General features: G+C 58.0%; 24 protein-coding genes and 1 pseudogene. 11 read left to right on the forward strand and 14 right to left on the reverse strand.

Annotated elements, in window-relative coordinates; all coding sequences use genetic code 11:
- The first annotated feature begins 112 nt into the window (after positions 1 to 112).
- Together ACP4QI_RS07720 and ACP4QI_RS07725 are read left to right on the forward strand one after the other, a co-directional pair.
- Positions 113 to 676 (forward strand): YcxB family protein, encoded by a 564-nt coding sequence (locus ACP4QI_RS07720; protein ID WP_285130715.1) that lies wholly within the window; start codon positions 113 to 115, stop codon positions 674 to 676.
- Positions 677 to 679: 3 nt separating this feature from the next.
- Entirely contained in the window at positions 680 to 1474 is a 795-nt protein-coding gene (locus ACP4QI_RS07725) for an AraC family transcriptional regulator (RefSeq protein WP_285110753.1), read from the forward strand.
- Here ACP4QI_RS07725 and leuA read toward each other — a convergent pair.
- On the reverse strand, positions 1426 to 3102 hold the full coding sequence (leuA, locus tag ACP4QI_RS07730) for a 2-isopropylmalate synthase (protein WP_426494914.1): 1677 nt from the start codon (positions 3100 to 3102) through the stop codon (positions 1426 to 1428). The two genes, ACP4QI_RS07725 and leuA, sit on opposite strands and share 49 nt — an antisense overlap.
- A gap of 95 nt (positions 3103 to 3197) precedes the next feature.
- A complete protein-coding gene (locus ACP4QI_RS07735; protein ID WP_426494913.1) occupies positions 3198 to 4070 on the reverse strand; it encodes a LysR substrate-binding domain-containing protein in 873 nt (290 codons plus the stop codon).
- A 100-nt stretch (positions 4071 to 4170) separates the two neighbouring features.
- On the opposite strand from ACP4QI_RS07735, the gene ACP4QI_RS07740 reads away from it, so the two are divergent.
- The 3 genes from ACP4QI_RS07740 to ACP4QI_RS07750 are packed head-to-tail and all read left to right on the forward strand — an operon-like array spanning position 4171 to position 5395.
- Positions 4171 to 4473, forward strand: coding sequence for a carboxymuconolactone decarboxylase family protein (locus ACP4QI_RS07740; protein WP_285127957.1), 303 nt, complete (start codon positions 4171 to 4173; stop codon positions 4471 to 4473).
- A gap of 5 nt (positions 4474 to 4478) precedes the next feature.
- Entirely contained in the window at positions 4479 to 4868 is a 390-nt protein-coding gene (locus ACP4QI_RS07745) for a tautomerase family protein (protein WP_426494912.1), read from the forward strand.
- The gene (locus ACP4QI_RS07750; protein WP_426494911.1) at positions 4865 to 5395 is read left to right on the forward strand and encodes a DUF4865 family protein; all 531 of its coding nucleotides are present in this window, start codon (positions 4865 to 4867) and stop codon (positions 5393 to 5395) included. The genes ACP4QI_RS07745 and ACP4QI_RS07750 overlap by 4 nt, the downstream gene beginning before the upstream one ends.
- Here ACP4QI_RS07750 and ACP4QI_RS07755 read toward each other — a convergent pair.
- Positions 5361 to 5522, reverse strand: a pseudogene (locus tag ACP4QI_RS07755) (GNAT family N-acetyltransferase); the annotation flags it as partial. The gene ACP4QI_RS07750 and the pseudogene ACP4QI_RS07755 overlap by 35 nt on opposite strands.
- Before the next feature lie 766 nt (positions 5523 to 6288).
- On the opposite strand from ACP4QI_RS07755, the gene ACP4QI_RS07760 reads away from it, so the two are divergent.
- Together ACP4QI_RS07760 and ACP4QI_RS07765 are read left to right on the forward strand one after the other, a co-directional pair.
- Positions 6289 to 6783, forward strand: coding sequence for a molybdopterin-dependent oxidoreductase (locus ACP4QI_RS07760; protein ID WP_142489001.1), 495 nt, complete (start codon positions 6289 to 6291; stop codon positions 6781 to 6783).
- 17 nt (positions 6784 to 6800) lie between these two features.
- Entirely contained in the window at positions 6801 to 8729 is a 1929-nt protein-coding gene (locus ACP4QI_RS07765; RefSeq protein ID WP_142489002.1) for a putative bifunctional diguanylate cyclase/phosphodiesterase, read from the forward strand.
- 45 nt (positions 8730 to 8774) lie between these two features.
- On the opposite strand, the gene ACP4QI_RS07770 is transcribed toward ACP4QI_RS07765, so the two are convergent.
- Complete coding sequence (locus tag ACP4QI_RS07770) at positions 8775 to 9227, reverse strand: winged helix-turn-helix transcriptional regulator (RefSeq protein WP_426494910.1); 453 nt, start codon at positions 9225 to 9227, stop codon at positions 8775 to 8777.
- A 148-nt stretch (positions 9228 to 9375) separates the two neighbouring features.
- Here ACP4QI_RS07770 and agp point away from each other — a divergent pair, with 148 nt between their 5' ends.
- Complete coding sequence (agp, locus tag ACP4QI_RS07775) at positions 9376 to 10617, forward strand: bifunctional glucose-1-phosphatase/inositol phosphatase (protein WP_285127954.1); 1242 nt, start codon at positions 9376 to 9378, stop codon at positions 10615 to 10617.
- 142 nt (positions 10618 to 10759) lie between these two features.
- On the opposite strand, the gene ACP4QI_RS07780 is transcribed toward agp, so the two are convergent.
- On the reverse strand, positions 10760 to 10987 hold the full coding sequence (locus tag ACP4QI_RS07780) for a YccJ family protein (protein WP_142489005.1): 228 nt from the start codon (positions 10985 to 10987) through the stop codon (positions 10760 to 10762).
- Positions 10988 to 11007: 20 nt separating this feature from the next.
- Positions 11008 to 11604: an NAD(P)H:quinone oxidoreductase gene (gene wrbA, locus ACP4QI_RS07785; protein ID WP_142489006.1), complete on the reverse strand. Its 597-nt coding sequence runs from the start codon at positions 11602 to 11604 to the stop codon at positions 11008 to 11010.
- A gap of 393 nt (positions 11605 to 11997) precedes the next feature.
- On the opposite strand from wrbA, the gene ACP4QI_RS07790 reads away from it, so the two are divergent.
- Both ACP4QI_RS07790 and ACP4QI_RS07795 read left to right on the forward strand, forming a co-directional pair.
- Positions 11998 to 12174: a con-10 family general stress protein gene (locus ACP4QI_RS07790; RefSeq protein ID WP_032617468.1), complete on the forward strand. Its 177-nt coding sequence runs from the start codon at positions 11998 to 12000 to the stop codon at positions 12172 to 12174.
- A 141-nt stretch (positions 12175 to 12315) separates the two neighbouring features.
- Entirely contained in the window at positions 12316 to 13230 is a 915-nt protein-coding gene (locus ACP4QI_RS07795; RefSeq protein ID WP_156263389.1) for a DMT family transporter, read from the forward strand.
- Here the strand turns inward: ACP4QI_RS07795 and rutG are convergent.
- The 7 genes from rutG to rutA are packed head-to-tail and all read right to left on the reverse strand — an operon-like array spanning position 13227 to position 18665.
- Positions 13227 to 14555 (reverse strand): pyrimidine utilization transport protein G, encoded by a 1329-nt coding sequence (gene rutG / locus ACP4QI_RS07800; RefSeq protein WP_142489008.1) that lies wholly within the window; start codon positions 14553 to 14555, stop codon positions 13227 to 13229. The genes ACP4QI_RS07795 and rutG overlap by 4 nt on opposite strands.
- Positions 14556 to 14575: 20 nt before the next feature.
- Positions 14576 to 15067, reverse strand: a complete 492-nt coding sequence (gene rutF / locus ACP4QI_RS07805) for an NADH-dependent FMN reductase RutF (protein ID WP_426494909.1) — start codon at positions 15065 to 15067, stop codon at positions 14576 to 14578.
- A gap of 9 nt (positions 15068 to 15076) precedes the next feature.
- Positions 15077 to 15667 carry a malonic semialdehyde reductase gene (locus ACP4QI_RS07810; RefSeq protein WP_426494908.1) on the reverse strand — a complete coding sequence of 197 codons (591 nt, stop codon included), beginning with the start codon at positions 15665 to 15667 and terminating at the stop codon, positions 15077 to 15079.
- Positions 15664 to 16476: a pyrimidine utilization protein D gene (gene rutD / locus ACP4QI_RS07815; RefSeq protein WP_426494907.1), complete on the reverse strand. Its 813-nt coding sequence runs from the start codon at positions 16474 to 16476 to the stop codon at positions 15664 to 15666. The genes ACP4QI_RS07810 and rutD overlap by 4 nt, the downstream gene beginning before the upstream one ends.
- Positions 16477 to 16483: 7 nt before the next feature.
- A complete protein-coding gene (gene rutC / locus ACP4QI_RS07820) occupies positions 16484 to 16870 on the reverse strand; it encodes a pyrimidine utilization protein C (RefSeq protein WP_106992667.1) in 387 nt (128 codons plus the stop codon).
- Between the two features lie 11 nt (positions 16871 to 16881).
- Positions 16882 to 17574 (reverse strand): pyrimidine utilization protein B, encoded by a 693-nt coding sequence (rutB, locus tag ACP4QI_RS07825; protein WP_426494906.1) that lies wholly within the window; start codon positions 17572 to 17574, stop codon positions 16882 to 16884.
- Entirely contained in the window at positions 17574 to 18665 is a 1092-nt protein-coding gene (gene rutA / locus ACP4QI_RS07830; protein ID WP_156263393.1) for a pyrimidine utilization protein A, read from the reverse strand. The genes rutB and rutA overlap by 1 nt, the downstream gene beginning before the upstream one ends.
- Before the next feature lie 290 nt (positions 18666 to 18955).
- On the opposite strand from rutA, the gene rutR reads away from it, so the two are divergent.
- Positions 18956 to 19594, forward strand: coding sequence for an HTH-type transcriptional regulator RutR (rutR, locus tag ACP4QI_RS07835; protein WP_142489014.1), 639 nt, complete (start codon positions 18956 to 18958; stop codon positions 19592 to 19594).
- Here rutR and ACP4QI_RS07840 read toward each other — a convergent pair.
- Positions 19591 to 19986, reverse strand: a complete 396-nt coding sequence (locus ACP4QI_RS07840; protein ID WP_285127949.1) for a lysozyme inhibitor LprI family protein — start codon at positions 19984 to 19986, stop codon at positions 19591 to 19593. The two genes, rutR and ACP4QI_RS07840, sit on opposite strands and share 4 nt — an antisense overlap.
- Between the last annotated feature and the right edge of the window lie 134 nt (positions 19987 to 20120).

Here is a 20120-nt window from a genome sequence, read left to right on the forward strand (position 1 = left end):
CTCTGATACCGGGGCGATTAAGGCTTCTCCGACTGGTATTAACCCGGTACAATTAAACGGGACGTGAATAGATTAGCAAGAGGGTTGCATGATAAGAAAAAACAGGATCATTGTGGGTTACTCGTTATCCGTTTTAGAGCGAACTCAGGCCAGCAAGCTCATCCACGATCATAAAAAAGAATATCTCAAACCCTACGGTTATATTTCTCTCATTCAAAAGGCTGCGGTCGCTATTTTAGCGGTAGCGGTTTTATTTAATGTGATTACTTTGCTGCAGTTTAGCCTGAGAACCACGCTGGACAGTGATTTTCTGGCAAGAACAAAAATGTTCAGTATTGCTCTGCTGGTGCTGTTTGGCGTCGCGTTGGCCCTGTTTAAACTCTATGACGTGCTGATGAATAACGTCATGCAGAAGCAGCAACCGGTTGAGCAGGAGGACGCCGGGATCTTACAAAAAGTTAAATTAAACCGATTTTTTGTCGAAACTATTACCCCTAACGCCAGCGGTAAGATCTACTGGAAAAACGTTAAGGACTGCTACAGGAAAAATGGGTTTATTTTTATCCATATGAAGAATGATAATTGTGTGGTTATTCCGGAACGGGTTTTTGCTTCTGCCGGTGAAGCAGCGGAAGTGTTTGACTTTATCAACGTGCAGATAGCGCAAAATAAATAAACCATGACAACCCAACAGCAGTTCAGCTTTACCACACGCCCGCTGGTGCCCTTTGCCCATGATTACACCCACGGCGAAACGGAGCCCTGGCACAGCCATACCTGCGCTCAGCTCCTGCATACCCTGAGTGGAGTGGTGCGCGTGGAGACCGCGCAGGGCTTCTGGATTGTGCCGCCGGGGCGCGGCGTCTGGCTGCCTGCCGGGACGCAGCATCGCCTGCTGATCACCGGCAACGTGGCGGCTAGGACGCTGTTTATCGATCCTTTTGCCCGGGCGGATTTGCCGTCGGTTTGCCAGGTGGTGCAGATTTCGACCCTGCTGCGCGAGCTGATCATCGCCTCGCTGCAATTGCCGGAGAGCTATGCGGCGGGCAGTCGGGCGGAGCGCATTTATGAGCTGATCCTCGATGAAATCCGCGGGATAAGTGTGCTGCCGTTCAATCTTCCTGAGCCTCAGTCACCCGCGCTGCTGGCGCTGTGCCGCCAGATCCAGGCCGAGCCTGGCATCCGCTGGACCACGGCGCGGGTTGCCAGTCAGTTAAATATCAGCGAGCGCACCCTGCTGCGACACTTTCGCCAGCAGACCGGGCTGGCGTTCAGCGAATGGCTGCGCCGGGCGCGGCTGATGGAGGCGCTGAACCGCCTGGCGCAGGGGCAGTCCGTGCTCCGGGTGGCGCTGGATCTCGGCTATGAGAGCCACAGCGCCTTCAGCGCCATGTTCCGCCGCACTCTCGGCGTGGCCCCGAGCGACTACTTCCAGCCGGAGTCGCTCTCCGGCAGCGCGTTCAGCAAGGCCTGAAGCGACGCCCGGGAAACATCGTTGTCGATGCCGGTTCCCCAGCGGCTCGCTCCTTGCTTAGAACTGCAGCGAATATAGGCCGCCGACCGGCTTTCGCTGCACCTGCCGAGCGTGTGCTCGTGATAATCCTCGATGGCGAACGTCAGATTAAAGCTGGCCTTTATCGCCCCGGCGGCGGCCGAGAGCAGGCCGTTACCTTTCCCCTCTAAGGTCACAATACCGTCCGCGGTCTGTACGCGGGCCCACAGCGCCAGCCCGCCGTCGGCCTGGCTTTCGGTCCGGTAATCCAGCAGTTGCCGGGGGGCATGCTGGTGCGGTCCGTACAGCTCACGATACAGTTGCCAGAGCGCACTCAGCGTCATCTCGTTGCCTTCCCGGTCGGTGTGAGCCTGGACGTGGCGGCTGAAATCCTGCTGCAGCGCCCGGGGCAGCACCAGACCATGATTCTGCTCCAGCATCCAGGCCGCGCCGCTTTTGCCGGACTGGCTGTTGACGCGGATCACCGCCTCATAGCTACAGCCGATATCGTTCGGATCGACCGGAAGATAGGGCATCTCCCACCGCGGTGAGGCCGACTGTTCCCGGGCGTGAAAGCCTTTTTTGATCGCGTCCTGGTGTGAGCCAGAGAAGGCGGTAAATGCCAGCTTGCCGGCGTAAGGGTGGCGTGGATGCACCGGCAGCTGGTTGCACTGCTCTACCAGCTCCACGACCTGTTTCATATCGCTGAAATCGAGGCGGGGTGAGACCCCCTGGCTGTAGAGATTCATCGCCAGCGTCACCAGGCAGACGTTCCCGGTACGCTCTCCGTTGCCAAACAGGCAGCCTTCCACCCGGTCGGCCCCGGCAAGCAGGGCCAGCTCGGCGCTGGCGACGCCGCTGCCGCGATCGTTATGGGGATGCACGCTGATGCAGACCTCGCTCCGGCGGGAAAAGTGACGGCAGAAGTACTCGATCTGATCGGCATAAACGTTGGGCGTATTGACCTCGACCGTGGCGGGGAGGTTGACGATCATCGGCCGTGCGGAAGAGGGCTCCCAGACATCCGCCACCGCCTCACAGATTTGCAGGGCAAACTCCGGCTCGGTAAAGCAGAAGGTTTCCGGTGAGTATTCGTAGCCCCAGCGCGTCTGCGGGTTGGCCTCGCACAGGGTGCGGATCTGGCGCGTGGCGCTGACGGCGAGCTGGATAATTTCCTCTTTGCTCTGGCGGAACACCAACTGGCGGAACAGCGGCGCGGTGGCGTTATAGAGATGCACTGTGGCCCGTTTTGCCCCGTCGAGCGAGGCAAAGGTGCGCTCAATGAGATCGCTGCGGGCCTGGGTGAGCACCTGGATGGTGACGTCTTCCGGGATGCGTTGCTCCTCAATCAGCTGACGGACAAACTGGAAGTCCGTCTCTGAGGCGGAGGGAAACGCGACCTCGATCTCCTTAAATCCGCACTTCAGCAGCTGTTCCCAAAAGCGCAGCTTGCGCGGGATATCCATCGGCTCCGCCAGGGCCTGGTTGCCATCGCGCAGGTCGGTAGAGAGCCAGCGCGGGGCGTGGGTCAGGGTCTTGTCCGGCCACTGGCGATCGGGTAAGGCAATCGGGGCAAAGGCAGCGTACTTTTGCGAGGGGTTGGTCAGCATAGCGTTTCTCCAGGTGATGTTGTGTTTTTATCCTGGCGAATAACGGGGGAGGGTACTGGCGCAAAACTGACAACCTGTGGTGAGGATCCGCCATATCACGTCGCTTCGGGCAGCGCCGCTTCCATCAGCTGCGCCAGCATCGTCCGGGCGTTGGTCCCGTCCTTTTGCTCCAGGGTGATCCCCAGGCTACCCGGCGCGGGCAGAACGTTTCTCACCACCCGCAGGTTGCCCGGCATCCCGATACGCGTGCGCAGCGTGATGCCAAGCCCCGCCTGCACTGCCGCCCAGATCCCGCTCAGGCTGTGGCTGACAAATACCACCCGCCAGGGGATGCCCGCCCGGTTCAGGCAGTCGATGGCGCGGGAGCGCATCAGGCAGGGGTGTTCAAACATCACCAGCGGCAGGGGTTCGCCCTTGGCCAGCAGGGCGCTGATGTCCAGATCCGGGTGTTGGATCCACACCATCTGGCTCTGGCCGATTGTCCGGCCCTGACGTGGTTCGCGCTCGTTCTGCCACAGCAGCACCATATCGAGGTCGTTAGCGTCAAAGGCGTTAAGCAGGGCCCGGTTGCGATCCACCCGGGCAATGATCCGCACGCCGGGATGGTGGCGCCTGAATTGGCCCAGGATGCCCGGCATCAGCGACTCACCAAAATCTTCCTGCATGCCGATGCGGATCTCCTCCTGCAGCTGTTCGCCCTTCAGGGCGCTCTGCATCTCATCATTCAGCGCCAGCATCCGGCGGGCATAGCCCATGACAATCTCGCCGTCGCGGGTCAGCGCCAGGCCGCGGCCCTTCTTCATCACCAGTTCAGCCCCGCACTGCTGTTCCAGCTTTTTCAGCTGGGCGCTCACCGCCGAGGTGGAGCGGCAAAGGCGGATGGCGGCCTGAGCGAAGCTGCCGCACTCCATACCGGTAACAAAAGTGCGCAGAGCGTCGAGGTCGAGCGTTGGGGGAAGCTTGTTCATAATCGTCCTGAAAAGCGGGATGGTAGGCCGCAGATTATTTGATTTTCAGGATGAAAATATGGCGCCAGAATCGCCTTACTGTCAATACGGAGAGAACACCATGGCGAAATCACTTACTGCTGAAACCTTGTCCCGCGTCGCGCCTAAGCTGGCCGAGCTGAGCAGGGAGGTCCTGTTCAATGATATCTGGAAAGGTGACGCGCTCTCCCCGCGCGACCGCAGCCTGATCACCCTGGCCGCCCTGACGGCGCTGGGGCGCGTGCAGCAGTTGCCCTGGCATCTCGATTTCGCGCAGCAAAACGGCCTGAGCAGAGAGGAAATCACCGAAGCCTTTACCCATCTGGCGTTTTACGCCGGCTGGCCGGCGGCGGTGTCGGCTCTTGGCTGCCTAGACGAGGAGTAGCGCCGATGCCTTTCACCCGCATCTCCCTGCGTCCGGGGTACAGCGACGCACAGATAACGCAGATCTCCGACATTCTGCAGCAGAGCCTGGAGGCCGAGTTTGCCGTCCCGCCGGGGGATCGCTTTCAGATTTTCGAGGTGCTTCCGGCCAGGCTGCGCGTGTTTGACCGCCATTACAAAAGCAATGGGCGCAGCGACAACTTTATCCAGTTCCACATTCTGGCGGGCAAGCCCCGCACGTGCGAGCAGAAGCACAACCTCTGTCGCCTGCTGTGCGAACGCCTGCATACGGTGCTGGATATTCACCCGGATGACGTGATGGTGATGATTCACTTCAACACCGCCGATGACTGGAGCTTCAGCCAGGGGCGGATGCTGTCGGAGGAGGGGTTATGATCGTAATGCAATACCGCTTCACCCTGCCAGCCGATTACGATATGGCGATCGTTGAGAACCGCATTGCGGAGAATGGCGCGAAGCTGGATGGTTTTACCGGGCTGCTGTTTAAGGCGTACCTCGTTTCCCGACGTGAAGACGAACATACCGAAGAGAACCGCTATGCGCCTCTCTACGTCTGGGAAGATGCCGGGGCCATGGCGCGGTTTTTACAGAGCCCAGGCTTTCGCAGGCTGACGCAGGATTTTGGCTGGCCACAGATTGATACCTGGCTGGCGCTGCGCCTGCCTGCAGTTGATGAGGTCAAAGATGCCGCCTGGCTGTCTATCGATCGTCAGCCAATAGCCGCCCACAGCGACCTGTCGGCGTTGGCGATGCACGCGCCGCTCTGTGCCTGGGATGTCAGCCGCTGGCAGCTGTTGCAGGTGGAATTCGGCGACGCGCCCCAGGCGGGGATAGAGAATTACCGTATTGGGTATGTGGCAAGCGGGGTTACGGATCCAATCGCTGCCACTCCTCACGCGTGATCTCCCATAATTCCGTGTCCAGCTCACCGGACACGTATTGCGCTTTTTCGACGCGAACTAAACGCATGCCGCTACGCTCTGACAGGCTTCTCGACCGGCTGTTGACAGCCGCTTTCGGGGCCCGCATCCGGGAACGGACTTTATTTACAGAAAATAGTCCGTGGCATAGTCAGAAATAATAAATTAAAACGAATATAAATTATCGATATCGTAAAACGCATTTGTAAATTGTTTCTGAGTTTAAGCGTAATGCACTGAATATCTCAGATGGACAAGTCCAGGTAATATAGGTTTTTTACACCAATATAATCACCGGGGCTTGCAGAGATGTATTACCTCACTTCCGTTAGATGGCCACTCACACCGGACGTATGGGCGGAACGCGGCTGCAAAAAGCCGAAATTAAATATTATGCAACGAACGAGACTGGCGTCGAGCGGGAAATATTTAAATAAATCCCTGCACCGATCTGAATAGTTGCGGGGCTGGTCCAGAGACGCGCTGCATCCAGGAACGAACGTCTGCATGGCAAAGGTCTCGCGCAGTAAACGTGCTACCGTGGGCTGCAACGCATGAAGCACGTTCGGCATGCGGGTGAGTATCCTGTGTGGCTGCAAAGAGAAATTAAACCTTCATCTCTGTGCGGGTATATTTACACTTAATAACCCGGTGGCTTGTTTTTTGTACAGGCAAGAAAGGCGTTAACCTATCTCAAATAACAATTCAGACCATGCCTAACCAATATCATGAATCGCAATGGGTTTTAACTTGTTGATTTTACTGTTATAAATGCCAATTGTAATTTATTGAATCCATAATAGTCTGACGACATATATTAATAGCATAATAACTAAATTATACTTCTTTACATTTGATGGAAAGGTGAGGTTAGAATGCGCTTGATTGTCTTGTTGTTAGGCCTCGTGGCAGCCACTCAGGTCTGGGCGGGTGAGCTTCCCAAACCTGCCGGTAAAGTCCTTTTAACCCTGTCCGGTAATATCCAAAATACAAATGAAGACGGGAAAGCCGTTTTTGATATCGCCAGCCTTGAGAAACTGGGCATGGTAAGTTTCCAGACCACCTCTCCCTGGTATAATGGGCGTCCTACCTTTACGGGTGTTCCACTGCAAAAGCTCATGGATTATGTCGGGGCGAAAGGTTCTATCGTTAAGGTCACGGCGCTCAATGACTACACTACCGTTATTCCGCTCAATGATTTCAAAAAATACAACGTCATCCTTGCCTTGAAAATCAACGGAGAATATATGCGTATCCGTGATAAAGGGCCGCTATTCGTCGTCTATCCTTATGACAGCCTGCCTGAACTGAATAATCAGATTTTCTATTCAAGGTCTGCATGGCAGGTCAGCAAAATGATGATCGAATAGGCGTTCAGGAGAGCATCATGAACAGGATACTGGCGGGCATCATTTTTTTCCTTTTTATCTCTACGGGATATATATCTTTTCTTGTACATGAAAGACAGGAAGAGTTACAAAAACTGACTCACTACACTGATTCATGGTCTGCTGCACAGCTGGTATCAGAATATTACCGATTCGAATCAGTGCTTGGTCTTTATACTATTGATGATACGCTGTCGATCGATGATGTGCGCCTGCGTCTTGACATTATGCTCAGCCAGAGTGATTTAACCAAAGAAGGTGATTTGGGGCGTTATATCGAAAGCAATAAATCACACCATGAACTGGCTATACAACTTGAAACGATACTTAAATATCTGGATGTTCATCTTGAGAAAATGAACCGTCCGGAACTCGAGAACTACCTTAAAACAATGCATACGCTTGATGCGCCGCTCAGCCGTCTTTCATCCGGTGCATTAGACAAGGATGTTAACTCGATTAGCGGCGCTAACCTCAAAATTCAAACCCTGTACTATATTTATTCCGCAACCTCTGTACTGCTGATAATACTGAGCGCCATCCTCGGGACGCTGATCTTCTATCAGAACAGAAATATTCAGAAGGCGCATCTGCAGGTCACCAGCCTTGCGGAAGAGCTCCAGACATCGAAAGAAAAACTGCAAATTCAGAACGCCCAGCTGGAATATGACGTCTACCACGATTCGCTTACCGGGATGAATAACCGCCAGTTTTTCTGGGATAATTTAAAAAAAATCATCGAAGCGGCAGAAAGGAATAATGCCTCTGTGGCGGTGATGCTATTTGATTTAGACCGCTTCAAAGAGGTCAATGATACCTGGGGGCATGATGCCGGCGACAGGTTATTACGCCAGATATCCGACCGCCTGATGTCAATAAGCCTGACGTCAGAAACGCTTTATCGCTTAGGGGGGGATGAGTTTGCCTTTCTCTCGAGCGGTCTGACTGAGAGCAGCGCGGTTTCGCGCGCCCAAAAAATATGTGACGCTATCAACCAGCCCTACACTATTGATAACACGATTATCAATATCGCCACCTGTGTGGGGATTGTTATCTCTGCAACCGAACGCCGCGCCGACTATCTCTACAAATTTGCCGATCTGGCTCTGTATGAAGCCAAAAAAGAGGGCTCCGGACATATAAAAGTTTTCCGCCAACGCATGTTAGAAAAACTGCAGGAAAGCAGAACCCTTGAGCATGATATGGCCATGGCCATAGTGAACAAAGAATTTGTGGTTTATTACCAGCCTATTGTCGATTCGTTCAGTCAGGAGATCTACAGCTATGAGGCCCTTATTCGATGGATGCATCCTCTGAAGGGCCTTCTGTCGCCGGACAGCTTTATTCCTGTTGCTGAAAAAACAGGAATGATCAACGAGATGGGCAAAACTGTGCTGGAGCTGGCCTGCCGGGAAGCGGCTTCCTGGGCGGTTCCGGTAAAAATTTCAGTCAATGTTTCCCCTGTTCAGCTAAGCAGCAAAGCCTTTGCCGCAATAGTGTTAACCATTCTGAAAGAGACAGGGCTTGCGGCTGACCGCCTTGAACTGGAGGTGACGGAGTCTTCTCTCTTTACCGAAAACAGTACGCCGCTGAATACGCTTAACCGGCTCAGAGCCCTGGGCGTGAAAATCTCCATCGATGATTTTGGTACAGGATACTCTTCTCTTTCACGGCTGAGTAAACTCGCCTTCGATAAAATCAAAATAGACAAGTCTTTTGTGCATTCGATATCTACCCAGGAAGACGCCCTTAACATCATCAAACTCATTACGGGGATGGCGAAGTCCCTCAATATGAAAACGGTCGCAGAAGGGGTTGAAACGCTGGAACAGCTGGAAAATCTTCAGGCACTGGGGTGCGATCTTGCACAAGGCTATCTGTTTGGAAAACCTCAGCCTGGTATCGACGGGAGGATCCGGAACGGTTAAACCGCGAACCTGCTGATGCCCCGGTGGTGGAAGGCTGATGCCCTGTCACCCCTTTGCCGGCGGATATTTCGCCACGACCTCCCCCGGCCCCAGCTCCCGCCCGTCGCTCGCCACCATCGCCAGCTTGCGCAGCGGCAACCGATCCCGGGCATCCACCATTACCGTTCCGACATCCCCTTCAGCAAACAGATGCGCATTCCCCCACTGGGAGAGCGCCACCAGCACGGTTTGCAGGGCGCGGCCCTTTTCCGTGAGGACATACTCCTGCCACGCGCTGCCGTCGGAGGCGGGTTGCAGCACCAGAATCCCCTCGTCCACCAGCAGTTTCAGCCGGGTCGCCAGCATGTTTTTTGCGATGCCGAGGCTCTTCTGAAACTCGCCAAAACGCGTCACCCCGCGCAGGGCATCGCGCACAATCAGCAGTGACCACCAGTCGCCGATAATATCCAGCGAGCGGGCAACAGGGCAGGGACTCTCTTCCAGGCGGGTTCGTTTCACGGGGGCTCCTTATTAGCGGTGAGTTTTATTATAAAACCAATTCGCCTTCATACACAAAGTAAGCCGTCACTTTGCGGGCAGGCTCCAGGTAATCCGTCACAAATCTGTCACACTGTTTACGACGATAAAACAGAGTGAGGAATTAGGGATGAGAAAAGCACTAATCGCTGTCGCCGTGGCGGGCAGCATCGGCCTGTCCTGCGGTGTCCAGGCGCAAACCGCGCCGGAAGGGTATCAGCTGGAACAGGTTCTGATTATGAGCCGTCACAACCTGCGCGCGCCGCTGGCCAATAACGGCAGCGTGCTGGAGCAGTCAACCCCGGAAAAATGGCCGGAGTGGGATGTGCCGGGCGGACAGCTCACCACTAAAGGCGGTGTGCTGGAAGTTTATATGGGCCATTACATGCGCGAGTGGCTGGCGGAGGAGGGCGTGGTGACCGCCGGGGAGTGCCCGACGGCGAACAGCGTCTATGCCTATGCCAACAGCCTGCAGCGCACGGTGGCGACGGCACAGTTCTTTATCACCGGGGCCTTCCCGGGCTGCGATGTGCCGGTGCACCATCAGGAACAGATGGGCACCATGGACCCCACCTTTAACCCGGTGATCACCGACAACTCCCCGGAATTCCGCGAGAAAGCTCTGCAGGCGATGAACACCGAGCGCCAGGGGATGAAGCTCGACGAGAGCTACAAACTGCTGGAGCAGATGACCGACTACAAGGATTCGCCGTCCTGCAAAGAGAAACAGGTCTGCTCCCTGACCGACGCGAAAGACACCTACAGCGCCGAGTACCAGAAAGAGCCCGGCGTCTCTGGTCCGCTGAAGGTGGGTAACTCGCTGGTAGATGCGTTCACTCTGCAATACTACGAAGGCTTCCCGCTGGATCAGGTGGCCTGGGGCGAGATCAAAACCGATCAGCAGTGGCGCGTGCTGTCCCAGCTGAAAAACGGCTATCAGGACTCGCTGTTTACCTCAGCGGAGGTGGCGCGGAACGTGGCGAAGCCGCTGGTGAAGTATATCGACAACGCGCTGGTCACCGACCAGGCGAAAGCGCCGAAGGTCACCCTGCTGGTGGGGCATGACTCCAACATCGCCTCGCTGCTGAAAGCCCTCGACTTTAAACCCTATCAGCTGCCCGGTCAGTACGAGCGCACGCCGATCGGCGGCAAGATCGTCTTCCAGCGCTGGCATGATAAGACCGGCAACCGTGATTTGATGAAAATTGAGTATGTTTATCAGAGTACGGAGCAGCTGCGTAATGCCCAGGTGCTGACGTTAAAAGCCCCGGCGCAGCGCGTCACGCTGGAGCTGAGCGGCTGCCCGGTAGATGCGGATGGATTCTGCCCGGTGGAGACCTTTAATACGGTGTTGAACACGGCGGCGAAATAAGCGTGTTCCCTCTCCCACAGGGGAGAGGGAACAAAACGTCGGGTGGTGCTTCGCTTACTCGACCTACAAGTCCAGGGTCGGGTCCGCACCCCGTAGGCCTGATAAGCGTAGCGCCATCAGGCGTTTTTTGTCAGCACGCGTATCAGACGTTTTTGCGCTCGATGGTCTGCTCGCCCCAGAACAGCGAGTCTTTGTCGGTTTTATCGAAGGCTATCACCAGCACTTCATCACTGCCTTCTTCCCAGATTTTCTCTGCCAGTTTTTCGTCATATTTTGCGACTTCAAAAATCGCCTCGGCGATCTCCGGTGACGTATTACGTAAACGCGCAAATTCTCCGACGCGATGTGCTTTAGCTTCTTGAGTTGGCATAGTAATCCTCCTGTTGAGAGTTAACCTTTCAGTTTAGCAGCCAGACCGGCAACATATTCACCCTGATAGCGGGCAATGTTCAGTTCCGCTTCCGACGGCTGGCGCGAGCCATCACCGCCGGCAATAGTCGTCGCCCCATACGGCGTACCGCCGCGCGTCTGCGAAATATCAAACAGCTCCGGTGTCCCGTAGCCGATCGGCACAATCACCATACCGTGATGGGCAAGGGTGGTCCAGGTCGACGTAATGGTCTGCTCCTGACCGCCGCCGGTACCGGTGGAGCTGAACACGCTGGCGATTTTGCCGTGTAACGCATTCTTCACCCACAGCCCGCCCGTCTGGTCGAGGAAGGTGCGCATCTGCCCGGACATGTTGCCGAAGCGGGTCGGGGTGCCAAAGATGATAGCGTCGTAATCGCCCAGCTCCTGCGGTGAGGCTTCCGGCGCATCCTGCGCTTTCCCCCCGGCTTTGGCAAAGGCTTCCGCTGGCATGGTTTCCGGTACGCGTTTGATTACCACCTCAACCCCCTCGACTTTCCTGGCGCCGTCCGCCACTGCATGAGCCATGGTTTCGATGTGTCCGTACATGGAATAGTAGAGCACCAGAATTTTCGTCATTTCGCTTCACTCCTCGCATGATTTTTAAGGCAGCGGCATGCTGCACTCTTTTAAAGATATGACGTGACAGCGAGACTGCAAATCTGGCCGCCATTTATTTGATTTCAAACAAAAAAGCGGATGGCCTTTCTTTCGTAGCAAAATGACACATTTTCGCTATTGTGAATTTTTAGAATGATAAGAAAGGCTTATGGTTCCGTTTCGACGAGCGTCATACGAAAGGCTGATTTCGTATTGCAGAATATTACGGTTAGCTGGATGAATGCTCATACTCCACTAAGCTTAGGTTCACGTGGCGCAGATAAAGACACTTTTTTAGCGCCGCCAGGTGAAAGAATAGCCTTCACTGAATACAGTATTAAGTCTTATGTTTTATAACTCTGGAGGTCCGACATGGCAAACCATCGTGGTGGGTCTGGTAATTTTGCAGAAGACCGTGAAAGAGCATCAGAAGCAGGACGTAAAGGTGGCCAGCAAAGCGGGGGGAACTTTAAAAACGACCCTCAACGCGCATCCGAAGCTGGCAAAAAAGGGGGCAAAAATAGCCATGGCGGCAACAAGAGCAGTTAAGTTGCAGCCGTCTGAAGTATGGGTCACATGACCACTGGCACCCCCCGCCGCCGGGATCCCCGGCGGTTTTTTTATGCCTGTTATTGAAGTGTTATCAAATTCCTTCCACACTAGCGGATTGACTCTTTGTGCTGGTGCCCCATGTCCTCCTCCCGTTATGCCTTCTCGATCAAACCGCAGGAAGCGATCCTGATCCTTATCACCATGTTCTGGGGCGGGACCTTTCTTGCCGTGCAGTACGCCGTCACGCTCAGCGATCCCTTCTTTTTTGTCGGCCTGCGCTTCGCCACGGCGGCCATTGCGGTGGCGATTATCTCCCTCAAAACGCTGCCCGGCCTGACCATGACCGAGCTGAAAGCCGGGCTGGCGATCGGCGTCTCCATTGCGCTGGGCTACAGCCTGCAAACCTGGGGATTACAAAGTATTCCCAGCAGTAAATCGGCGTTTATCACGGCCATGTATGTGCCGCTGGTACCGCTGTTGCAGTGGCTCTGCCTGCGCCGCATACCGGGGGTGATGTCCTGCATCGGGATCGTGCTGGCCTTTATCGGCCTGATTCTGCTGGCGGGGCCGGACGATAACCTGCTGGCGCTCGGAAAGGGGGAGATAATCACCCTGGTCGGGGCGGTGGCGATTGCCGCTGAGATTATTTTGATCGGCGCCTGGGCCGGAAAGGTGGACGTCAAGCGCGTCACCGTTGTGCAGCTGGCGACCGCCTCGCTGGTGGCGTTTCTGTTGATGATCCCGGCCGGGGAGTCCGTCCCGCCGATCTCATCCGGGCTGGTGATTGTCGCCCTTGGGCTGGGGATTTTTAGCGCCATTATTCAGGTGACGATGAACTGGGCCCAGCGCAGCGTCTCACCGACCCGGGCGACGGTGATCTATACCGGGGAGCCGGTGTGGGCAGGGATCTTTGGCCGTCTGGCCGGGGAGCGCCTGCCGCTACTCGCCCTGGTGGGGGCGGCCTTTATCATCGCCGGCGTGCTGGTGAGCGAGCTGAAGCTTAAGAGAAAGAAAAAGGCGCTGCCCGACATCGACAGCGCCACTATCGACTAAGGATCCTGAACCGCCACCTCGCCCTGCGTCACCCCGGCCATCCGGCGGCTGAGCAGGGCGTTAAGCGCGATCGCGCCAAAGGTGGCGGTGCCGATCCCGCCCAGGGTAAAGCCCCCGAGGGAGAGGGCGAAATCACCGGCCCCCAGCACCAGGGTGACGGCGACCATAATCAGGTTGCCGTTCTGGCTGAGATCGACCCGGTTCTGCACCCAGATCCGCGCCCCGGCCACCGCAATAAGGCCAAACACCACAATCGACGCCCCGCCAATCACCGCCGCTGGAATGGTGTGGATCAGCGCGCCAAATTTGGGTGAAAAGCCGAGCAGCATGGCGATGGCCGCCGCCGCCACGAACACCAGCGTCGAGTAGACTTTGGTCACCGCCATCACGCCGATATTCTCGGCGTAGGTGGTCACGCCGCTGCCGCCCACCGAGCCCGACAGCATGGTGGCCAGCCCGTCACCGACAAAGGCCCGGCCCATATACGGGTCCATATTGCGCCCGGTCATGCCGGCCACCGCCTTCAGGTGGCCGAGATTCTCCGCAACGAGGATCACCGCCACCGGGGCGATCAGCATCATCGCCTGGCCGTTAAAGGTGGGTGAGGTCAGCTGCGGCAGGCCAAACCACGCTGCCTGCTGCACGAGGGCGAAATCGACCGGTTTGCCGAGCCCGAAGAGGCTGGTCAGCAGAGCGTAGATCACGCAGGCGAAGATCAGCCCCACCAGGATCAGCAGCCGCTGGATCATCCCCCGGGTAAAGACCGCCACTAGGCCGATGCACAGCACCGTCACCACCGCCATCCAGCTGTCAAACGCCGAGCCGGAAACGCCTTTGACGGCAATCGGGGCCAGGTTCAGACCAATCGCCATCACTACCGCCCCGGTGACCACCGGCGGCATCAGCCTTTCGATCCAGCGGGTGCCGAGCTTCATCACCACCAGGCCAATCGCAGTGTAGATCGCGCCGCAGGCGATAATCCCGCCCAGGGCGACACTCAGCTGCGGGTTGATCCCCTGGCCGTTAAAGCCGGTAGCGGCAATCACCACCCCGACAAAGGCCGCGCTGGAGCCCAGATAGCTCGGCACCCGTCCGCCGGTAATGAAAAAGAACAGCAGGGTGCCGATCCCCGACATCAGTATCGACAGATTGGGATCCAGCCCCATCAGAATGGGCATCAGCACGGTGGCGCCAAACATCGCCACCGCGTGCTGGACGCCCATCACCGCGGTTTGCGCCAGCGGGAGACGTTCATCCGGCGCGACCACGCCGCGTTCATCAGAGGTCGATTTCAACTGCCAGTGAGGAAAACCGAATAGTGCCATCAGCTGCTCCTTAAGGAGGGTTAACAGGCGGGTCGCATCAGGGCGTGGTAGCCGCGGTCAAACCACACCAGGCCCTGCGGCTCCGGGTGGCGGGTGATTGCAAGGATCTCGCAAAACAGAATGTCGTGGGTGCCCACGCTGACCACCTGGCTAATCCGGCAGTCGAACGAGGCCAGCGCGCCTGCCAGGCGCGGACAGCCGGTCTCCCCGATCTGCCAGCGGGCGGCGGCGAAGCGCTCCGCCATCGGGGTTTTGCCGCCGAACAGATTCGACAGCGACTCCTGCCCGGCGCTGAGGGTGTTGACGCACAGGGTGCGGTTGTCGTGAAACACCGGCCACACCGAGGCACCGCGATTGAGGCACACCAGCAGGGTTGGCGGCGAATCGGTGACGCTGCACACCGCGCTGGCGGTAAAACCCGCCTGTCCGGCCGGGCCGTCGGTGGTGATGATATTCACCGCCGCCCCCAGGCAGGCCATGGCATCGCGAAAGGCTTGTTTATCAATGTTCATGAGCGCTCCTTATACCAGCCCGCAGGCGTCGTCAAAGCTCAGGCGGGGCAGGCGCCCGTAGAGTTTGCTGGTGTCGCCATAGCCGATGTTGATCAGCAGATTGCTTCTCAGGTTACTGCCGGTGAAGAAGGCCGCATCCACCTTCTCCCGGTCGAAGCCGGAGAGCGGCCCGGTATCGAGCCCCAGCGCCCGACAGGCGACAATCAGATAGGCCGCCTGCAGGGTGCTGTTGCGAAAGGCGGTCTCTTCGGCGAGCTGCGGGCTGGCGGTGAACCAGCTCCGGGCATCACCGTGGGGGAACAGCTCCGGCAGACGGTCATAAAACTGGCTGTCCCAGGCCACGATGGCCGTCACCGGGGCGGTGAGGGTCTTTTGCAGGTTGCCGCTGGAAAGCGCCGGGCGCAGCTTCTCTTTACCTTCCGGGGTGCGGATAAACACCATCCGCGCCGGGGAGCAGTTGGCGGAGGTGGGGCCCCACTTCATCAGGTCGTAGATGTCGCGCAGCGTCTCGTCGCTTACCGGGCGATTCAGCCAGCCGTTGTGGGTGCGTGCTTCGGTAAACAGCGCATGCTGCGCGGTCGGGGTGATGGCTTCACTCATGGCAACTCCTTCGATAAGCGTTCGTGGCGGTGCAGCAGGCTGGCGAGCCCGTTTTGCAGCAGGGCATTGAAGACCTCCGGCTCGGTGACGTTGCAGGCGTGGCCGCCCCGGGGCATCACCGTGATGACGCTCCCGGGCAGGGCGGCGTGCAGCTGCGTTGAACAGACGGCGGGCACCAGCAGATCGTCGGCGGAACAGATAATCTGCACCGGGCAGCGGATCCGCAGCGCCTGGCAGTTGAAATCGGCCCGTCTGAGGGCATTCAGCCGGCGCAGCAAGGTGGTTTTGCCCTGGAAATGGGCCAGCGCCAGCGCCTCTTCGGCCTCCATGCGCGGCTGGCGGACGGCCATCCAGTCGGCGGGATAGAGAAACAGCGGCTGGGCCTCCACCCAGGCCTGGGCGCCACCGGCATGCAGCAGCCGCTCGCGTACCTGGAAGCAGCGTTTGGTATGGGGATGCAGCGTCAGCCAGCCGTTGACGCACACCAGCGCGCTGAGCGCTCCGGGCCGATCCACTGCCAGCTGGAGGCCAATCAGCGCCCCCAGCGCATGGCCCACCACGCAAAAGCGTGTTATCCCGGCCTCGCTCAGCGCCTGCCACAGCTCATCGGCCATCTGCGCCAGGCTGTACGCCTCCGGCAGCTCGCCGGGGTTGTTGCCGGTGCCGCGCTGGTCGTAGCAAACCACCTGATACTCCTGCTCCAGGTCGGCCAGCTGGGGCAGCCAGTAGCTGCCGCTGCCCCCCAGCCCGGCAATCAGCACCACCACCGGCGCGCCCGCAAAGGGCGGGGGTGAAATAGACAGTTTCATGGCAACCTCACCGGCCAATGTGGGCGATAGTGGCGATCTCCACCAGCGCCTCGGGTTTCACCAGCCCGCACTGAATGCAGAACCGCGCAGGCTTATCACCGGGGAAAAACTCGGCGTAGATTTCGTTAATCGCGGCGTAGTTTTTCCAGTCGGTAATAAAGATGCTGTTGAAGGTCACGTCCGCCATCGTTCCGCCCGCCGTTTCGATAACGCGCTGGATGGTCTGTAGCACGTGGCGGGTTTGCGCCTTTGGGTCATCGGGAAACACCACGTTGTTGTGGGCGTCGAACGGCAGGGTGCCCGAGACGTAAACCACGCCATCTGCCAGCGTACCTGGCACAAAGGGGGCGATTGGCGTACTGGTGCCTGGCGGGATAATCACAGATTTTGGCATGGGTTCACTCCTCAGGCGATACGGGCATAGGTGGCAGGGGAAAGAGCGTCGCAGAAGGTGGCGACATCAGTAACCCAGCCAAAAAAGGTTTCGATATTGAACAGCGCGGCCTGCTGGGCAAACGCCGGGCCCGCCTGGTGGGTGGCGTCTTCCAGCACCACGCCGAAATATTCGAGGAAGAAGCCGTCGCGCAGGGTCGACTCCACGCAGACGTTAGTGGCGATGCCGGTAAAGATCAGATGGCGGATCCCGCGGCTGCGCAGCAGGCTGTCCAGCGGGGTATTAAAGAAGCCGCTGTAGCGCGGTTTCGGCAGCACGATGTCGCCCGGCTCCGGCACCAGCTCGTTCACCAGCTGGTAATCCCAGCCGCCTTTCGCCAGCAGCTTGCCCTGCAATTCCGGGCGCTGGCGCATGGTTTTCAGGGCGTTGGATTTGTGGAAGTTGGGCGAGCCGGGGCCGCCCGCCTCCACGTACTGTTCATCCCAGCCGTTCTGGAACCAGATTATCTGGATCCCGGCGGCGCGCGCGGCGGCCACCGCGGTGCGGATATTGTCGATCACCGGCCGGGTGGCGGAGACGTCAAACCCGGCGAGGTCGAGATAGCCCCCGGGGCTGGCGTAGGCGTTCTGCATATCCACCACGATGAGCGCGCTTTGCTGCGGATCAAAGGTGATGGCTTCCGGACGTGCGGGCAGGGTGGTCATTACGCGACCTCCTTAGTGAAAACCGGAAGATGAGCGCGGCACTGCATCAGCGGCTGGATACGCTCGCCGAAGGTTTCAATCCCGGAGAGGAAATCATCAAAGGTCAGGAGTACCCCCTCAGCGCCCGGTACGCTGGCGACCTCATCGAGCATCCGCGCCACGCTGGCATACGAGCCCACCAGGGTGCCCATATTGATGTTCACCGCCGAGGTAGGATCGGCCATCTGCCGCACGTTGGTGTCCGCCCCGGAGCGGGTGTCCTTCTGGCTCTGCTCGCTGAGCCAGCTCAGGGCTTCGTCGTCGGCCCCGGCTTTGTAGTGTTCCCACTTCGCCCGTGCCGCCTCGTCGGTTTCGTCGGCAATCACCATAAACAGCACGTAGGAGCCGACGTCGCGCCCGGTTTTCTCCGCGGCCTCTTTCATCCTTGCCGCCGTGGGCGCAAAGGCCGCTGGGGTGTTGACCCCTTTGCCGAAGCAGAAGTTGAAGTCCGCATATTTCGCCGAGAACTCCATCCCGGCGTCGCTCTGTCCGGCGCAGATCACCTTCATCGGCACCGACGGCTGGGGGCTGACCCGGCAGTCGTTCATGGTGAAGAACTCGCCTTTGAAGTCGCTCTTGCCGGTGCCCCACAGATCCCGCAGGACCTGCACATACTCGGTGAGGTAGTCGTAGCGTTTAGAGAAGTACTCATCCCCCGGCCAGAGGCCCATCTGCTCGTACTCCGGCTTCTGCCAGCCGGTGACGAGGTTAACGCCAAAGCGCCCGCCGGAGATGGTGTCGATGGTGGAGGCCATCCGCGCCACGATTGCCGGAGGCAGGGTGAGGGTGGCGGCGGTGGCGTAGATCTGGATCCGCGAGGTGACTGCCGCCAGCCCGGCCATCAGGGTGAAGGACTCCAGGTTGTGATCCCAGAATTCGGTTTTACCGCCGAAGCCGCGCAGTTTGATCATCGACAGGGCAAAGTCGAAGTGGTAATGCTCCGCTTTTTGCACGATGGCTTTGTTCAGCTCGAAGGTCGGCATGTACTGCGGCGCGTGGGTGGAGATCAACCAGCCGTTATTGCCAATGGGAACGAATACGCCAATTTTCATCGCTAACCTCTCTTCATCTCAACATAGGGGGTGAAAGTCAGACGTGGCGCTGCATCCTGCATCTCCTGTTCAGCCGCGTAAGCCTGTTTTGCAAAGCGGATGCCAGGTTTGAAATTGGCAATGTTATTAATGTGTTAACTGATGGTTGATAAAATGCTGGCGGCAAAGTGGACTGTCTGGTCAAAATAGTTGCACACAAAGCAGGCAGTCGTGCGCGGTCGCGGTGCAGATAGTCGTGGTCACTCAAGGGTTTTTGCTATGCTGGGAACAGATCAACAAGGAGTGAGCACATGGCACAAGGCGCAGTGAAAACAGGCGGTAAACGTTCGCAGGCGGTGAGCGCGAAAAAACAGGCGATCTTCTCGGCGGCGCTGGAGACCTTTTCGCAGTTTGGCATTCACGGCACGCGGCTGGAACAGGTGGCCGAGCTGGCGGGGGTATCAAAAACCAATCTGCTCTACTACTTCCCCTCAAAAGAGGCGCTGTACGTTGCCGTCCTGCAACAGATCCTGGATATCTGGCTGGCGCCGCTGAAGGCGTTTCGCGAGGAGCTCACCCCGCTGGTGGCGATCCAGCAGTATATCCGCCTCAAGCTGGAGGTCTCCCGGGACTATCCCCAGGCCTCGCGGCTGTTCTGTCTGGAGATGCTGCAGGGGGCACCGCTGCTGAAAACGGTGCTGAGCGGCGATATGAAATCGCTGGTGGATGAGAAGTCGGCGATCATTGCCGGGTGGGTTGCCACCGGCAAACTGGCGCCGGTAGATCCGCATCATCTGATCTTTATGATTTGGGCCGCCACCCAGCACTACGCCGACTTTTCTGCCCAGGTGGAGGCGGTGACCGGCAAGTCGCTTAAGGATGACGACTTCTTCCACAGCACCGTGGATAACGTGCAGCGGATGATTATCGAAGGGATCCGGGTGCGTTAATTTGCCGGTGGGAGAGGGCAGCTTAAATCGCCCTCTTCACACTGCATCAGCGAGGCCAGATACGCTTCCCGCTCGCGGGTTTTATCCGCCAGACACTGATTCACGATCATTGGCTGAACGGAGCCGCCTGAAGTGCCCGAGCCGACAAAGGCGCAGTCGGCATCGCGCAGGGCGATCCACGCCTGCTGGGCCTTTTTCAGCAGATCGCGCTGGGGGGCCGCGGCGCGCTTCATGGCGGCCTGGTAAGTCTGGTTCAGGGTTTTATCCGCCGCCTGATATTGCTGCGCGGTGCAGGTGTTCAGTTCAACCTGGGTGCTGGCGTTGGCGCACTCATCCGCCAGGGCGCTGGTGCTCAGCAGTAACGCAGCACCTGCGATCAAAGCTCGTTTCATCTCTCCCTCCGTATAAAAAAGCCGGGTGGCGGCTTCGCCTTACCCGGCCTACAACATCAAAACCGTAGGCCCGGTAAGCGTAGCGCCACCGGGCATCAGGCCGCACAGTATAGCCCCGGTAAGCGTAGCGCCAC

The organism is Leclercia sp. TB492 (assembly GCF_049974505.2).
In the GTDB taxonomy this organism is placed as follows: domain Bacteria; phylum Pseudomonadota; class Gammaproteobacteria; order Enterobacterales; family Enterobacteriaceae; genus Enterobacter; species Enterobacter adecarboxylatus_C.

What these genes read in the sequence shown, in the direction of transcription:
- ACP4QI_RS07840 (WP_285127949.1), bottom strand. Translation starts at nt 19,986, where the DNA reads ATGAAACGAGCTTTGATCGCAGGTGCTGCGTTACTGCTGAGCACCAGC.
- leuA (WP_426494914.1), bottom strand. Translation starts at nt 3,102, where the DNA reads ATGCTGACCAACCCCTCGCAAAAGTACGCTGCCTTTGCCCCGATTGCC.
- ACP4QI_RS07780 (WP_142489005.1), bottom strand. Translation starts at nt 10,987, where the DNA reads ATGCCAACTCAAGAAGCTAAAGCACATCGCGTCGGAGAATTTGCGCGT.
- rutA (WP_156263393.1), bottom strand. Translation starts at nt 18,665, where the DNA reads ATGAAAATTGGCGTATTCGTTCCCATTGGCAATAACGGCTGGTTGATC.
- ACP4QI_RS07760 (WP_142489001.1), top strand. Translation starts at nt 6,289, where the DNA reads ATGCGCTTGATTGTCTTGTTGTTAGGCCTCGTGGCAGCCACTCAGGTC.
- rutG (WP_142489008.1), bottom strand. Translation starts at nt 14,555, where the DNA reads ATGGCACTATTCGGTTTTCCTCACTGGCAGTTGAAATCGACCTCTGAT.
- rutC (WP_106992667.1), bottom strand. Translation starts at nt 16,870, where the DNA reads ATGCCAAAATCTGTGATTATCCCGCCAGGCACCAGTACGCCAATCGCC.
- ACP4QI_RS07795 (WP_156263389.1), top strand. Translation starts at nt 12,316, where the DNA reads ATGTCCTCCTCCCGTTATGCCTTCTCGATCAAACCGCAGGAAGCGATC.
- ACP4QI_RS07790 (WP_032617468.1), top strand. Translation starts at nt 11,998, where the DNA reads ATGGCAAACCATCGTGGTGGGTCTGGTAATTTTGCAGAAGACCGTGAA.
- ACP4QI_RS07810 (WP_426494908.1), bottom strand. Translation starts at nt 15,667, where the DNA reads ATGAGTGAAGCCATCACCCCGACCGCGCAGCATGCGCTGTTTACCGAA.
- ACP4QI_RS07745 (WP_426494912.1), top strand. Translation starts at nt 4,479, where the DNA reads ATGCCTTTCACCCGCATCTCCCTGCGTCCGGGGTACAGCGACGCACAG.
- rutF (WP_426494909.1), bottom strand. Translation starts at nt 15,067, where the DNA reads ATGAACATTGATAAACAAGCCTTTCGCGATGCCATGGCCTGCCTGGGG.
- wrbA (WP_142489006.1), bottom strand. Translation starts at nt 11,604, where the DNA reads ATGACGAAAATTCTGGTGCTCTACTATTCCATGTACGGACACATCGAA.
- rutB (WP_426494906.1), bottom strand. Translation starts at nt 17,574, where the DNA reads ATGACCACCCTGCCCGCACGTCCGGAAGCCATCACCTTTGATCCGCAG.
- ACP4QI_RS07765 (WP_142489002.1), top strand. Translation starts at nt 6,801, where the DNA reads ATGAACAGGATACTGGCGGGCATCATTTTTTTCCTTTTTATCTCTACG.
- ACP4QI_RS07740 (WP_285127957.1), top strand. Translation starts at nt 4,171, where the DNA reads ATGGCGAAATCACTTACTGCTGAAACCTTGTCCCGCGTCGCGCCTAAG.
- rutR (WP_142489014.1), top strand. Translation starts at nt 18,956, where the DNA reads ATGGCACAAGGCGCAGTGAAAACAGGCGGTAAACGTTCGCAGGCGGTG.
- ACP4QI_RS07725 (WP_285110753.1), top strand. Translation starts at nt 680, where the DNA reads ATGACAACCCAACAGCAGTTCAGCTTTACCACACGCCCGCTGGTGCCC.
- ACP4QI_RS07750 (WP_426494911.1), top strand. Translation starts at nt 4,865, where the DNA reads ATGATCGTAATGCAATACCGCTTCACCCTGCCAGCCGATTACGATATG.
- rutD (WP_426494907.1), bottom strand. Translation starts at nt 16,476, where the DNA reads ATGAAACTGTCTATTTCACCCCCGCCCTTTGCGGGCGCGCCGGTGGTG.
- ACP4QI_RS07735 (WP_426494913.1), bottom strand. Translation starts at nt 4,070, where the DNA reads ATGAACAAGCTTCCCCCAACGCTCGACCTCGACGCTCTGCGCACTTTT.
- agp (WP_285127954.1), top strand. Translation starts at nt 9,376, where the DNA reads ATGAGAAAAGCACTAATCGCTGTCGCCGTGGCGGGCAGCATCGGCCTG.